Genomic DNA, 13,639 nt, shown 5'->3' on the forward strand with positions numbered 1-13,639 from the left:
GATGGTCGAGGAGTGCGACCTGGGCGACTGGACCCCCGAGCTGCTCGGTGACCCGGGCCGGGTACGCCCGGTGGTGACCGCGCCGGCCGGGGTGCTGAGCCGGGCAGGTGTCACCGTGGACCCGTGCGACGACGAGGTGGTCCGACTCGCCGCCGACCTGGTGGCCACGATGCGGGTCTCGCCCGGCTGCGTGGGCCTGGCCGCACCGCAGATCGGGATCGGCGCCCGGGTCTTCGCGGTGGACGTGACCGGGCATCCCAAGACCGTCACCTCGCACGGCACCTTCGTGCTCTGCAACGCCGAGATCGTCGAGGCGAGCCGATGGCGGCCGGGGCGGGAGGGCTGCATGTCGGTCCCCGACCTGACCGGTGACGTGAAGCGGGCCAGCCGGGTGGTGGTGCGCGGGGTCCTGCCCGGCACCGGCGCGGCCGTCCGGGTGGTCACCGACGGCTTCGAGGCCCGGGCGCTTCAGCACGAGATCGACCACTGCGCGGGCCGGCTGTTCCTGGACCGGGTGGCCGGCGCGCACGCCGTCTACCAGCGCAAGGTCTATCTGTGAGCTGCGGCGCGGATACACCGGGCCGGGGCCCCGGCGCGTCGCGGGGGTCAGGGCCACGCGTGCCGATACGGTGAAACCATTATGCGTCTGACGGTTGGCCCCCTGCCGCCCGCCGTGTATTGGCGGCGTCGAGCCGTCGTGCTCGGCGCTCTGCTGCTCTTCCTGATCGTGCTGCTCTACTCCTGCATCAACACGGGCGGGGCGGACGACTCCGGAGGGGACAAGACCGCCGATCCCGGGCCGTCCCCGACGCTCACCCCGCACGTGGATCCTTCCGCGTCCGGCCCTCCCGACTCGGGTGCTCCGGAGCCGGGTGGTCCGGGCGGTGAGGAGCCGTCCGACCCGCCCGCGGACGACGGAGGGTCGGTCGAGCCGGCGGGTGGCGGTGAGGTGCCACCGGCGCCGCCGCCGGTCGCCAACGAGTGCACCGACCAGGAGATTTCGGTGATTCCGGTGCCCTCGCGGACCTCGGCCCAGCGGGGGCAGCCGATCGACCTGCGACTCAGGATCAAGAACGTCTCCGACCGGACCTGCAACCGGGACGTCGGCGCAGACCTCCAGGAGCTGTACATCAAGTCCGGCGCCCGGAAGGTCTGGTCGTCGGACGTGTGCAGCGAGGTCCGCTCCAACGACGTCCGGGCGTTCCCGCCCAACCACGAGAACGAATACAGGGTCTCCTGGAACGGGCGGGAGAGCTCCAGGTGCAGCAACCAGCTCGCCGCCGGGCCCTATCCGGCGGCCGGCACTTACCAGCTCTTCGGCCGGCTCGGCAACAAGCACAGCGAGCCGGTCCGGATCACCATCACCGGCTGACCGACGGCACCGTCCGGTCGCCACCGGACCGGACCGGACCGCCGGTCGCCGCCGGCCCCGCCCGCCGGTCGCCGCCGGTCGCGGTCAGCCGACTCCGAAGATCGGGGCTGGCCGACGCCGCCGGTCGGGTCAGACGTAGCGCTCCAGGATCGACGCCTCGGCGAGCCGGGACAACCCTTCCCGTACGCCCCTGGCGCGGGCGTCGCCGACCCCGTCGACGGCCTGCAGATCCTCCACGGTGGCGCCGAGCAGCCGTTGCAGGCTGCCGAAGTGGCCGACGAGCCGGTCGACCACCAGCCCGGGCAGCCGGGGCACCTTGGCGAGCAGCCGGAAACCGCGCGGGCTGACCGCCGCGTCCAGCGCGTCGGAGGCACCCGGATAGCCGATCGCCTTGGCGACCGCGACCAGGTCGATCAGCTCGGTGGCGGTGAGCAGGTCCAGCTCGACCAGCGCCTCGTCGAGGGTCCGCGCCTTGCGGCCGGTCGGCAGGTAGTCGCGGATCACCAGGGTCCGGTCGGCGTCCACCCCGGCCATCAGCTCGTCGAGTTGGAGGGCGAGCAGCCGGCCGTCGGTGCCCAGCTCCACCACGTAGCCGGCGATCTCGTCGGCGATCCGGCGGACCATCTCCAGCCGCTGCACCACGGCGACCGCGTCCCGTACGGTGACCAGATCCTCGATCTCCAGCGCGGAGAGGGTGCCGGAGACCTCGTCGAGGCGCAGCTTGTAACGCTCCAGGGTGGCCAGTGCCTGGTTGGCCCGGGACAGGATCGCGGCCGAGTCGTCCAGCACGTGCCGCTGGCCGTTGACGTAGAGGCTGATGATCCGCATCGACTGGCTGACCGAGATCACCGGGAAGCCGGTCTGCCGGGCGACCCGCTCGGCGGTGCGGTGCCGGGTGCCGGACTCCTCGGTCGGGATTGTGGGGTCGGGCATCAGGTGCACGGCGGCCCGGACGATCCGGGTGCCGTCGCTGGAGAGCACGACGGCGCCGTCCATCTTGCACAGTTCGCGGACCCGGGTGGCGGAGAACTCGACGTCGAGCGGGAAGCCGCCGGTGCAGAGCGTCTCGACGACCCGGTCGTAGCCGAGCACTATCAGGGCACCCGTGCGGCCGCGCAGGATGCGCTCCAGCCCGTCCCGCAGCGCCGTGCCCGGCGCCATCAGCGCCAGGTTGGCCCGCAACGGGTCACCCGTCGGCCCCGTCGCGTTCATGGTCATGCCGACGCCGATGGGACGGGCCGAGGTGCCGGCGCTGGTACGGACAGGAGAAGCCGCGCTGGCGGTTCGGTTCGCGTCGCGGTCGATCGGCACTCGGACATTCTACGGACCGCCCTGCGTTCGGTGCTGTCGCGGTTACTGTGACGTGCCACTGTGCCTGCTTCCTCCCATCGGCGTGCCGTTCGGTTCCGTCCGGGGCCGGCCGGGTTAGTGTCCAGTTTGTAGCTGATTGGCGAGCCCTGCGAGGCGTCGCCGTTCGCCCGGCCGCAGGTGGCAACGGCCGTAAGCATGCCATGCCCCGGCCAACAGCAGCCCGATGTGACCGTATGGTTACTCAGCCGACACCCGCGCCACGGACTGCAGCGCCGATCGGACGTCGGTGACTTCCATCACCCGCATGTTCTCCGGGGTCACTCCGCTGGCGCCCGGCCCGCAGCCGGTCGGCACGAGGGCGTACTTGAAGCCGAGCCGGGCCGCCTCCGCCAGCCGGCGCGGCACCGCGGCGACCCTGCGCACCTCACCGGTCAGCCCCACCTCGCCGATCGCCACCAGATCCGGTGCGATGGCCAGGTTGAGCCCGCCGGAGGCGACCGCCAGCGCGACGGCGAGGTCGGCGGCCGGCTCGACCACCCGGATCCCGCCGACGGTGGCGGCGAAGACCTCCCGGTCGTGCAGGGTCAGCCGCTCCGTCCGGCGCTGCAGCACCGCCAGCACCATCGCCAACCGGGCGCTGTCCAACCCGGAGACGGTCCGCCGGGGAGACCCGGCCACCGTCGCGCCGATCAGCGCCTGGACCTCGGTGACCAGCGCCCGCCGGCCCTCCATCGCGACCGTCACGCAGGTGCCGGGGACCGGGTCGGCGGAGCGGGTCAGGAACAGCCCGGAGGGGTCGGCGAGGCTGCTGATCCCGCCCTCGTGCATCTCGAAGCAGCCGACCTCGTCGGCGGTGCCGAACCGGTTCTTCACGCCGCGCACCATCCGCAGCGAGGAGTGCTTGTCGCCCTCGAAGTGCAGCACCACGTCGACCAGGTGCTCCAGCACCCGGGGGCCGGCCACCTGGCCGTCCTTGGTGACGTGCCCGACGAGTACGGTCGCGATGCCCCGCTCCTTGGCGACCGCTACCAGGGCGGCGGTGACCGCCCGGACCTGGGTGACCCCGCCCGGCACCCCCTCGGTGCCCGGGGTGGAGACGGTCTGCACCGAATCCAGCACCAGCAGGCCCGGCTTGACCGCGTCGAGGTGGCCGAGGACGGCGGAGAGGTCGTTCTCGGCGGCCAGATAGAGCCGGTCGTGCAGGGTGCCCATCCGCTCGGCCCGCAGCCGGACCTGGCTCACCGACTCCTCGCCGCTGACCACCAGAGACGGGCTGCCGGCACCGGCCGCCCACTGCTGGGCGACGTCGAGCAGCAGGGTCGACTTGCCGACGCCGGGCTCGCCGGCGAGCAGCACCACCGCGCCGGGCACCAGGCCGCCGCCGAGGACCCGATCCAGCTCGGGCACGCCGGTGGGGCGGGCCCGGGCCGGGGCGGCGCTGATCGTGGCGATCGGCCGGGCCGGCTCGGCGGGTGCCCGGGAACTCACCACCCGGCCGGAGACGGTGGGGCCGGTGAGCGTCGACTCGACGACGGCGCCCCACTCGCCGCACTCCGGGCATCGGCCGACCCACTTGGGCGGCTGGTGCCCGCAGGCGTCGCACTCGTAGGCGGGGCGGGGGTCGCGGCTCGCGGCGCGACCGCGCCCGGTGGCGGCGCGGGGCGTGGCTCGGCTGGTCGTCACCCGAGCACGCTAACGAATCGGTACGACGGAACCGGCTGCACCCGGCCGGGTCGGCTGCGGCCTACCCGTGCTCTTCCTCACCGACGACCGGCGTACCGACCGGGGCCGGGGTCACCGGCACCGCGACCGGGGCCCGAGCCGACACCTGGGTGCCGCCGAAGTCGAAGACCAGCTCGATGTCGGTGCCGGTCAACAGCGGCTCGGTCAGCCCGGAGAGCTGGAGCCAGCTTCCGGTGGTCTCGTTCAGCACCACGAACCCGCCGGCCGGGATCCGGATCTCGGCCGGCAGCGTCGGGGACGCCGTGGGCGACGCGGTGCCGGCACCCTCGGTCGGGGTCGCCGTCGGCGAACCGTCCGGGGCCGGGCTCCCCGAGGCCTCCGGGGAGGGGCCGCGGGTGGTGGTCGGCGACGGGCTCGCCGAGACGGTGCCGCCCGGGGTCGGCGCGACCGAGGCACCGGCCAGCACCACCGCACGGGCACCGGGGGAGCTGACCCGCACCGTGACGGTCTCGCCGGAGTCGTTGAAGAGGGCGACGTTCATCGGCGCGTCCGCGCCGGCCGGATAGCCCTGGATGCCCGGGTAGTCGACCGACAGGTTGCGGACCTTGAAGGTGTTGTCGGCCGACTGCGCGTTGGTGCCGACGCTGGTGGGCACCTTGGCGGCGGTCTCGGCGAGCTGACCCGCGCCACACCCGGACAGCAGCAGGGTGGCGGCGGTCGCCGTACCGGCCAGCACCGCGGCGGCTCGCCGAGCCCCCCTGATCGAGCGCGTCACCTGGTCCTCCTTCGTGCGATCCCGGTCGCCGTCGCGATCCGGCGGAACGGGCATGGTGGCCGTACCCGGGCCCAACGGCCTCCAGGGTAGTGGGCGGTGATCGGCTCCCGTACGCCGACCCGGTAACCCGGCGGGGTCCGATCGGGCGGTACCGGCTGGTGGAGAGCGGGGTCAGACCACCCGGCCAGTGGTCACCAGCAGCACGACATCGATCAGCGCGACGAGCATGACGGCCCGGAAGACGGCCACCGGGCGGTCGCCCCGGGCGGCGGCGGCCCGGCCGGCGTACCAGCCGAGCGCCGGGACCACGGCGGCGACCGCGACCGCGGCCAGGCCGGCCCAGGACGGCGGTCCGGGGGGCCCGACCACCAGGGTCGTGGTGGCCGCGAGTAGCAGGCCGGCGGCGGCCAGCCGGGAGCCGGCCGGGCCGAGCCGGTGCGGCAGGCCGCGTACCCCGGTCCGCTCGTCGTCGGCCAGGTCCGGCAGCACGTTGGCGAAGTGCGCCCCGGCGCCGAGCAGAGCGCCCGCCGCGACCAGCCAGGCTGGCGGTGTCGGCCCGCCCGGCAGCCCGAGTACGACGACGGCCGGCAACGCCCCGAACGAGACCGCGTACGGCAGCACCGAGAACGGGGTGGACTTCAGCGGCCAGTTGTAGAGCAGCGCGGAGACCAGGGCGAGGACGACCGCCCCGGCGGCGGCGAGGTTGAGGGTCAGCGCGGGCAGCGGGGTGAGTACGGCCGCGAGCGCGCCTGCCGTGCCGACCAGCCGCCGGCTGACGATGCCGCTGGCCACCGGCTTGTCCCGCCGGCCGACCGCGGTGTCCCGGTCGGCGTCGAGCCGGTCGTTGATCCAGCCGACGGCGAGCTGGCTGGCCAGCACGGAGAGGGCCACCGCCGCGACGCCGCCGGGCGAGTGGCCGACCCCCCAGGCGAGCAGGGCCGAGACGGTGGTCACCGCGACCGCCGGCTCGGGGTGGCTCGCCCGGACCAGCCCTAACACCACATGCGACATATGGGAAGTCTGGTTGTTACCGCTCGGTCGTGCCAGGCTCGATCGCATGCGGACAGCGCGGACCCGACCCGACGCCGGGACCACCGCGCCCGGCGTCCGGGCCCGACCGGCCCGCAACGACCCCCGGCAGTACGACGACCTCGCCGCCGAGTGGTGGCGGCCGGACGGCGCCTTCGCGATGCTGCACTGGCTGGCCGAGGCGCGGGCCGCGCTGGTGCCGCCGGCCGCCCGGCCGGGGGCGGTCCTGGTCGACCTCGGCTGCGGCGCCGGGCTGCTCGCCCCCCGGGTGGCCGACAGGGGATACCGGCACGTCGGGGTGGACCTGGTCCGCTCGGCGCTCGACCAGGCCGCCGCGCACGGGGTCGTTCCGGTGCGCGGGGACGTCGGGGCGGTGCCGCTGGCCGACGGCTGTGCGGACGTGGTGGCCGCCGGTGAGGTGCTGGAGCACGTACCGGACTGGCGGCGGGTGGTGGCCGAGGCGGCCCGGCTGCTCCGGCCCGGCGGCACGCTGGTGCTGGACACCCTCAACGCCACCGCGTTGAGCCGGCTGCTGGCGGTACGGGTGGCCGAACTCTTCCCCGGGGTGCCCCGAGGGATCCACGACCCCCGGCTCTTCGTCGACGCCGGGGAGCTGGTCGGCGAGTGCGCCCGGTACGGGATCGCGCTGCGGATCCGGGGCATCCGGCCGGAGGCCTGGGGCACGGCACGCTGGCTGCTGCGTCGGGCCGTCCGACGCTCGGGTCCGGCCGGGGACGGGCGGACCGGAGCCCCGGCCCCGCCACGGATCGTGCCGACCTGGTCGGCGGCGGTGCTCTACCAGGGGTGGGGCACCCGGCAGTTCCGCCCAGACAGAGGAGCCGACACCATGCCGACAACCAGCACCACGCGCGACCGAGCTTCCCTCCCCGCGGCGGAAGCCGGGAACCTCCCGGGTGATTCTTGATGACGATGGACGCGCTCGCCGCGGCCCGCCGGGTGGCGCCGAGATTCGCCGCCCGGGCGGCCGAACACGACCGGGACGGCACGTTCCCGGTGGAGGACTTCGCCGACCTGCGGTCGGCCGGGCTCCTCGGGTTGATGGTTCCGCCCGAGCTGGGCGGGCTGGGGGCCAGCTTCGCCGGGTACGCGGCGGTCGCCACCGAGCTGGCCCGGGGCAACGGCGCCACGGCGCTGGTGTTCAACATGCACGCCTCGGTGACCGGCGCGCTCGGCGCGCTGACCGAGGAGCTGGCCGAGGCGCTCGGCGTACCGGCCGAGGCGCTGGCGGCCCGGGACCGGCTGCTCGCCGGGGCGGCGGCCGGCGCCTGGTACGCGGTGGCGATGAGCGAGCGCGGCGCCGGTTCCCGACTGTCGAAGCTGACCACGACGTACGAGCCGGTGGACGGCGGCTACCACATCAAGGGCGCCAAGACCTTCTGCTCCGGCGCCGGGCATGCCGACGCCTACCTGGTGGCCGCCCGGAGCATCGCCGACCAGTCGGTGGTGTCGCAGTTCCTGGTTCCGGCCGGGCCGGACGGGCTGCACGTGGAGCCGACCTGGGACTCGCTCGGGATGCGGGCCACCGCCTCGCACGACCTGCACCTGGACGTGACGGTGCCGGCCGACCGGCTGCTCGGCGGCGTGGAGGGGCTTGCCCTGGTGGTCGCCCAGCTCATGCCGCACTGGCTGGTGGCCAGCTACGCGGCCGTCTACGTCGGGGTGGCCCGGGCGGCGATCGACGCCGCCGTCGAGCACCTGACCGCCCGCGGGCTGGCCGGGCTGCCGGCGGTACGCGCCCGGGTCGGCCGGGCCGACGCCGCCACCGCCGCCGCCGAGCTGGCGGTGACCGAGGCGGCCCGCCGGGTCGACGAGGCGCCGGGCGACGCCGAGACGAACCGCTGGGTGTGGCGGGCGAAGCTGCTGGCCGGGACGACCGCGGCCGAGGTGGCGGCCTCGATGGTGGAGGCGGCCGGAACCTCGGCGACCCGGCGTGGGCATCCGCTGGAACGTCTCTACCGGGACGCCCGGTGTGGGTCGCTGCACCCGGCGACCTCGGACGTCTGCGCGGACTGGCTCGGCATCGCCGCGCTCGGTGGTGACCCGGACCGGGACGCCGCGACTCCCCGGTGGTGAGCCCGTTTCCGGTTTGCCGGACCGGAAGAGGAGGGGAAGAGGGGCTCATCGGGTATTTGATGGTGCGTGAGCGGCCGCCCGACCGCCACCGGTCGGGCCGCGTCACGATCGGACACGTTGGCCTCGGCCGCGAGTCCCGGGGGGACGCTCGGGGGTTGGGCTCGGTGGGTGCGTGGAAGCGGGCAGGCGTGCGCGGTGTCGCGATCGGAGGACGGCATGGGGAGCGGAAGCGGGCGGGAAAGCTCCGGAGTGATCGCCGGGGTGGGTGTGGCGCTGCCGCCCACGGCCAGCCAGCAGGAGCTGTGGGCGGGCTTCTTCGCGGGGCACTTCGCCGGGGCCACCAGGGCGCTCGCCGAGCGGATCTTCGCCAACTCCGGGGTACGGCACCGGCAGGCGGCGGTGAATCCGCTGCTGGAGGATGTCTCGGACTGGCCGACCGAGCGCCGGATGCGCCGCTACCAGATCGAGGCGCTGCCGCTGGGCAAGGAGGCGGTCGGTCGGGCGCTGACCGACGCCGGCCTCTCGGCCGGGGAGATCGGCCTCTTCGTGGTCTGCTCGTGTACCGGGTACGCCACGCCGGGCCTGGACATCCTGCTGGCCCGGGACATGGGAATGGCCCCGGACACCCAGCGGATGTTCGTCGGGCACATGGGGTGCTACGCCGCGCTGCCCGGGCTGGCCGCGGCGAACGACTTCGTCACCGCCCGGGGCCGCCCGGCCCTGCTGCTCTGCGCCGAGCTGACCAGTCTGCACATCCAGCCGTCGTCGGCCCGGATGGACACCCAGCAGATCATCTCGCACGCGCTCTTCTCCGACGCGGCCGTCGCCGTGGTGGTCGCACCGGGCAGCCGTGCCGGGTACGCCGTCCGCGAGGTCACCGCGGTCACCGACACCTCGACGGCCGACCACATGACATGGGAGTTGACCGACACCGGTTTCCGGATGGGACTGTCGCCGAAGGTGCCGCAGGTGCTGGCGGCACACGTCCGTGACCTGGTCACCGACCTGCTGGCCCGGCACGGCAAGCGGATCTCCGAGGTGGACGGTTGGGCGGTGCACCCGGGCGGTCCCCGGATCCTCAACGTGGTGGAGGCGGAACTCGGCCTGCCACCGGAGGCGCTGGCCGCGTCCCGGGCGGTACTCGACGAGTACGGCAACTGTTCGTCGCCGACTTCCTTGCTCATCCTGGAACGACTACGGCGGACGGCCGCGGCACCCCGTACCGTGGTGATGCTCGCGTTCGGGCCCGGGCTGACCCTCTACGCGGCACTGCTGGACCGGCAGCCGGGGGTGGCACGGGCCGACGGCACGCGGTCGGCCCAGCGGGCCGGCCGGGGTGGCTCCTAGGATCTCCGCCGGACCGGCGGGAGGAGGCGACCGGTGCGCAGGGTGGCGTTGACGATCGCGGCGGTACTGCTGGTCGGCGTCGGCGGTTGGTGGTCGGTCCGGTCGGCACCGGAGCCGGCCCGGCCGGGGCAGACCGGGGTGGGCCCACCGGAGATGGCGCCGGGGATCGGCGGGGCGGACCTGGCCGGTCGGCAGAGTGGCGGCGTCGCCTGGCACAGCCTGCCGTACTTCCCGCAGACGGTGTGGCGGGAGACGGCGACGCTGAACCAGCGCCGCTTCGTCACCTGGTCGATCGACACCCGCCCGGGCGGTCGCTACCTGCTGCAGTACGTCTGCGTCAGCCTCGGCGAGCTGCACGTCCGGGTACTGCGGGGGGCGACGAAGGGCTGGTCGAAGTCGGTGAGCTGCCCGGGGCCGTTCGGCAGTGTGCAGCTTGTCGCGGCAAGTGACGAGCTGTCGATCGGCGCCCGGCGGCTGAACCACCGGCACGTGGAGGTCGCCCTCCAGGTGGTGGCGCTGCCCTGAGCGGCGTTCCGCCCCGGCCGGCCCGGCTCGCGCGGCGGCGGGCAGGCGGCCTCAGGCGGCGGTCAGCAGGCGGGGCCTCAGGCGGCGGTCAGCAGGCGGGGAAGGTCGGCCTGATAGTCGCCCGGGGAGCCGAGTTCCGGCACGGTCCGGAGGATCTGTCCCGACCGGCTGGCCAGTACGGCGCCGGGTCTGCCGTTCGCGGCGGTGAGACCCAGTGCGGCCCGCAGCTCGGCGGTCGGGTCGGTCAGGAAGCGGGGGGTTCCGCCACCGGGCGGCGGCATGGTCCGGGTGCCCGGTAGGGCCCGCCGGGTGCTGACCGCCACCACGGCGACTCCGGGCGGGGCGGCCCGGACGGCGGCGTCGAGGTGCTGGTCGCACGCGCAGCCGTCGATCAGAAGGATCACGGCGGGAAGGAGTCCCCGTAACGGCACGATCTGGCCGTCCTCGCCCACCAGGTCGAGCGCGGGCAGGGACCGTCCGGCGGATGCCGCCGCGCTGCCCGGGCTCGTCGCGCCACCCGGGTTCGCCTGGGCGCTCGGGTTGCCCGGGGTGCTGCGGGCGGTCGCGGCCGGCCGCTGCGGGGCGGGCCAGGTGATGGCGAAGAGACTGGTCAGGGCGGCCAGCAGGATCGCCGACATGATCAGCAGGGAGAGTCGCAACGGCACGGGACCGGCGGTGGTGGTGGGGACGCCGAGACGCCTGCGCCACCCCTCGCGGCGGGCCTGTAGCCGCAGCTCGCGGCGGACCTGGGCGGATTCGGCGGCCAGTTCGGCCGGGTCGTCGGGGATGACGATCCGGCCCCAGTCGGCGGGCAGGTCGGGTACGCCGTCGAACGGGCCGTTGTCCGGCCGGCCGTCGCCGTCTGCCGACATGCTCATGGCACCCCCTGGCTGCTCACCTGAGGTGTGATTCGGGCTCCACCCCAGCCTCCCCCACCGGGGGGCGTATCGCCAGTGGGCGGCGGTGCCGGGTGCCGAAGAGATATGCTGGAGTGACCGCAACGCCCTACATCCGATTTTTCCGATCCGCCTTGTCGGCCGGTGATCCGTGTGTCACGCAGCGTGCGTAAATCCACTGATCGCCGTCATGTCAAGTCGAAGAAAGACCTCTCACAGGGCCTCTGAGCTGCGCTAACGGTCAGGACTGCGGTGGGACATCGGTGCCTGAGCGTGTTACCCTAGACACAGCGAAAGGGGTTTCGAACCTATGGTTTTCAGTGTCGGCGAGACCGTTGTTTACCCCCACCACGGGGCCGCACTCATCGAGGCAATCGAGACTCGGGTCATCAAGGGCGAGCCCAAGCAGTACCTCGTCCTCAGGGTCGCTCAGGGTGATCTGACGGTCCGGGTGCCCGCCGAGAATGCCGAGATCGTGGGCGTGCGCGAAGTGGTTGGCGAAGAGGGCCTGGGCAAGGTCTTCGATGTCCTCCGTGCCCCGCACACCGAGGAGCCGACCAACTGGTCGCGGCGTTACAAGGCAAATCTGGAGAAGCTGGCCTCCGGTAACCCTCTCAAGGTGGCTGAGGTCGTCCGCGACCTCTGGCGCCGCGAGCGGGAGCGGGGGCTGTCGGCGGGCGAGAAGCGAATGCTCGCCAAGGCCCGCGACATCCTCGTCGGTGAGGTCGCGCTCGCCGAAAAGAGCACCAAGGACGAAGCGGAAACTCTTCTCGACAAGGTGCTCACCGAGGCATAGCCCCACGCCGGCACTTTTCGTCGTGCCTGCGACGTACCCCGAAGAAAGTCCGAGGACCGCGACGTGACCGCGCAGCTCAATCCGCGCGGTGACGTCGCGGTCCTCGTTCCGGCGGCGGGTGCCGGCGTCCGGCTCGGACCGGGCGGCCCGAAGGCACTGCGCCGGATCGGTGGCGAACCGCTGCTGGTGCACGCCGTACGGCGGATCGCCACCGCACCGTCCGTGCACACCATCGTGGTGGCGGCGCCACCCGGTGACGAGGACGCGGTCCGGGCGCTGCTCAAGCCGGTCGCCGAGCTGACCGTGGTGGCCGGCGGTGCCACCCGGCAGGAATCGGTCGCCGCCGCGTTGGCGGCGGTACCCACCGGCCCGGAGATCGTCCTGGTGCACGACGCGGCCCGGGCGCTCACCCCGACCGCCCTGGTCGAGTCGGTCGCCGAGGCGGTCCGTGGCGGCGAGGACGCCGTGATCCCGGTACTTCCGGTGGTCGACACGGTCAAGGAGGTCTCGGCCGCCGGTGTGGTGCTCGGCACCGTGGACCGGTCCGCGCTGCGGGCCGTGCAGACGCCGCAGGGCTTCCGGCGGGCGGTGCTGGCCGCCGCGCACGCCGCCGCCGTCGACCCGCTGACCGACGACGCGGGCCTGGTCGAGAAGCAGGGCGTACGCGTCGCCTGCGTCCCCGGGTCGGAGTACGCGCTGAAGATCACCCGACCGTTCGACCTGGCCCTGGCCGAGCACCTGCTCGGCGCCGTACCGCTCGCCGGGCACCACTGATCGCCTACGCTTCCGGACGTGATCCTTCCGCTGGTCGGTGTCGGCACCGACGTACACGGATTCGAGCCGGGCCGGGCCTGCTGGGTGGCCGGCCTGCACTGGCCCGGCGTGGACGGGCTGGCCGGGCACTCCGACGGTGACGTCGCCGCGCACGCCGCCTGCGACGCACTGCTTTCCGCCGCCGGCCTCGGCGACCTGGGCAGCAACTTCGGGGTGGCCGAGCCGGAGTGGGCCGGCGCCGCCGGGGTGGCACTGCTGGCCGAGACCGCCCGCCGGGTCCGGGCCGCCGGCTTCGAGATCGGCAACGTCTCGATCCAGGTGATCGGGGTACGCCCGAAGATCGGTCCCCGCCGCGACGAGGCCCAGCGGGCGCTGGCGGCGGCGGTCGGCGCCCCGGTCACCGTCTCCGGTACCACCACCGACGGTCTCGGGCTCACCGGCCGGGGCGAAGGGCTGGCCGGGATCGCCGTCGCCCTGATCCACCGGCAGCCCTGACCCGTCCGGCGGTTTCTCGCACCTGTCGAAGCACCGGGTTTCCCGTTGCGAAAACTGACTACCGTAACGTTCGATGGGTTTGTCGAAGACGGGGGTGAATGCCTTGACCGATGTGCGGCCCAAGTCGCTGGACGGGAGCGCGAACACTCTGCTCGAACTCGCCGGCCTGCTCCAGGCCGGCCGGAGCTGACCCTCTCGGCCCGAGTGGCCAGCCTGGCGGCGCACGAGGATGTGGCCGGCAAGACATGCCGCTGGAAGCACTGCGCAACGGCTACGACAAGGCCGGCGGGGCGCTCGACGACTACGTCACCGCTGGGACGCCGCTCCGAGATCTTGGTGAATTGGGGTTCGTGGCTAACCATTACTCAGCAAGAATCTTGGTAGGTCCTGTATGGCGCGTTGCAGTTGGCCCGCGAGCTAGTGCCTCGTCATGCAGCCTTGAACGGGTAATCCGGGTGGCGGATCTTGGAGCCGGCGGCGAATGATGTCTTCGGCTTCGCGCGTTGGTTGCGCCAGCGGATGTAGTCGCCGATCGCGGTGTC

14 protein-coding genes and 1 pseudogene are annotated in these 13,639 nt (G+C 73.7%); 9 read left to right on the forward strand and 6 right to left on the reverse strand.

Annotated elements, in window-relative coordinates; all coding sequences use genetic code 11:
• Position 1: 1 nt before the first annotated feature.
• Positions 2-559 (forward strand): peptide deformylase, encoded by a 558-nt coding sequence (locus tag ABNF97_RS28945; protein WP_349340479.1) that lies wholly within the window; start codon positions 2-4, stop codon positions 557-559.
• An 81-nt stretch (positions 560-640) separates the two neighbouring features.
• Positions 641-1,372 carry a hypothetical protein gene (locus ABNF97_RS28950; RefSeq protein WP_349340468.1) on the forward strand — a complete coding sequence of 244 codons (732 nt, stop codon included), beginning with the start codon at positions 641-643 and terminating at the stop codon, positions 1,370-1,372.
• 129 nt (positions 1,373-1,501) lie between these two features.
• Here the strand turns inward: ABNF97_RS28950 and disA are convergent, their stop codons facing one another.
• The 4 genes from disA to ABNF97_RS28970 all read right to left on the reverse strand — a co-directional run bounded on the left by disA (position 1,502) and on the right by ABNF97_RS28970 (position 6,200).
• On the reverse strand, positions 1,502-2,683 hold the full coding sequence (gene disA / locus ABNF97_RS28955; protein WP_349340469.1) for a DNA integrity scanning diadenylate cyclase DisA: 1,182 nt from the start codon (positions 2,681-2,683) through the stop codon (positions 1,502-1,504).
• A 237-nt stretch (positions 2,684-2,920) separates the two neighbouring features.
• Complete coding sequence (gene radA / locus ABNF97_RS28960; RefSeq protein ID WP_130465393.1) at positions 2,921-4,366, reverse strand: DNA repair protein RadA; 1,446 nt, start codon at positions 4,364-4,366, stop codon at positions 2,921-2,923.
• Between the two features lie 61 nt (positions 4,367-4,427).
• Positions 4,428-5,141: an RAD23 family protein gene (locus tag ABNF97_RS28965; RefSeq protein WP_349340470.1), complete on the reverse strand. Its 714-nt coding sequence runs from the start codon at positions 5,139-5,141 to the stop codon at positions 4,428-4,430.
• Positions 5,142-5,312: 171 nt separating this feature from the next.
• On the reverse strand, positions 5,313-6,200 hold the full coding sequence (locus ABNF97_RS28970) for a UbiA family prenyltransferase (RefSeq protein ID WP_486484882.1): 888 nt from the start codon (positions 6,198-6,200) through the stop codon (positions 5,313-5,315).
• Between ABNF97_RS28970 and ABNF97_RS28975 the strand changes: the two genes are divergently transcribed.
• The 4 genes from ABNF97_RS28975 to ABNF97_RS28990 all read left to right on the forward strand — a co-directional run bounded on the left by ABNF97_RS28975 (position 6,199) and on the right by ABNF97_RS28990 (position 10,136).
• On the forward strand, positions 6,199-7,095 hold the full coding sequence (locus ABNF97_RS28975; RefSeq protein ID WP_349340471.1) for a methyltransferase domain-containing protein: 897 nt from the start codon (positions 6,199-6,201) through the stop codon (positions 7,093-7,095). The two genes, ABNF97_RS28970 and ABNF97_RS28975, sit on opposite strands and share 2 nt — an antisense overlap.
• A complete protein-coding gene (locus ABNF97_RS28980) occupies positions 7,095-8,264 on the forward strand; it encodes an acyl-CoA dehydrogenase family protein (RefSeq protein WP_349340472.1) in 1,170 nt (389 codons plus the stop codon). Before ABNF97_RS28975 ends, ABNF97_RS28980 begins: the two co-directional genes overlap by 1 nt.
• Positions 8,265-8,480: 216 nt before the next feature.
• Positions 8,481-9,611 (forward strand): 3-oxoacyl-[acyl-carrier-protein] synthase III C-terminal domain-containing protein, encoded by a 1,131-nt coding sequence (locus ABNF97_RS28985; RefSeq protein ID WP_130465388.1) that lies wholly within the window; start codon positions 8,481-8,483, stop codon positions 9,609-9,611.
• A 33-nt stretch (positions 9,612-9,644) separates the two neighbouring features.
• Positions 9,645-10,136 carry a DUF6023 family protein gene (locus ABNF97_RS28990; RefSeq protein ID WP_130465387.1) on the forward strand — a complete coding sequence of 164 codons (492 nt, stop codon included), beginning with the start codon at positions 9,645-9,647 and terminating at the stop codon, positions 10,134-10,136.
• Between the two features lie 77 nt (positions 10,137-10,213).
• Here ABNF97_RS28990 and ABNF97_RS28995 read toward each other — a convergent pair whose 3' ends face one another.
• Positions 10,214-11,014, reverse strand: coding sequence for a hypothetical protein (locus ABNF97_RS28995; RefSeq protein WP_349340473.1), 801 nt, complete (start codon positions 11,012-11,014; stop codon positions 10,214-10,216).
• Between the two features lie 328 nt (positions 11,015-11,342).
• Here ABNF97_RS28995 and ABNF97_RS29000 point away from each other — a divergent pair, with 328 nt between their 5' ends.
• From ABNF97_RS29000 to ispF, 3 genes are all read left to right on the forward strand, one after another.
• Positions 11,343-11,828: a CarD family transcriptional regulator gene (locus ABNF97_RS29000; RefSeq protein WP_007073334.1), complete on the forward strand. Its 486-nt coding sequence runs from the start codon at positions 11,343-11,345 to the stop codon at positions 11,826-11,828.
• A 63-nt stretch (positions 11,829-11,891) separates the two neighbouring features.
• A complete protein-coding gene (gene ispD / locus ABNF97_RS29005; protein WP_130465386.1) occupies positions 11,892-12,602 on the forward strand; it encodes a 2-C-methyl-D-erythritol 4-phosphate cytidylyltransferase in 711 nt (236 codons plus the stop codon).
• An 18-nt stretch (positions 12,603-12,620) separates the two neighbouring features.
• The gene (ispF, locus tag ABNF97_RS29010) at positions 12,621-13,097 is read left to right on the forward strand and encodes a 2-C-methyl-D-erythritol 2,4-cyclodiphosphate synthase (protein WP_130465385.1); all 477 of its coding nucleotides are present in this window, start codon (positions 12,621-12,623) and stop codon (positions 13,095-13,097) included.
• Positions 13,098-13,525: 428 nt separating this feature from the next.
• On the opposite strand, the pseudogene ABNF97_RS29015 reads toward ispF, so the two are convergent.
• Positions 13,526-13,639, reverse strand: a pseudogene (locus tag ABNF97_RS29015) (transposase); the annotation flags it as partial.

Origin of the sequence: Plantactinospora sp. B6F1, from assembly GCF_040120695.1 — a bacterium.
GTDB lineage: Bacteria > Actinomycetota > Actinomycetes > Mycobacteriales > Micromonosporaceae > Plantactinospora.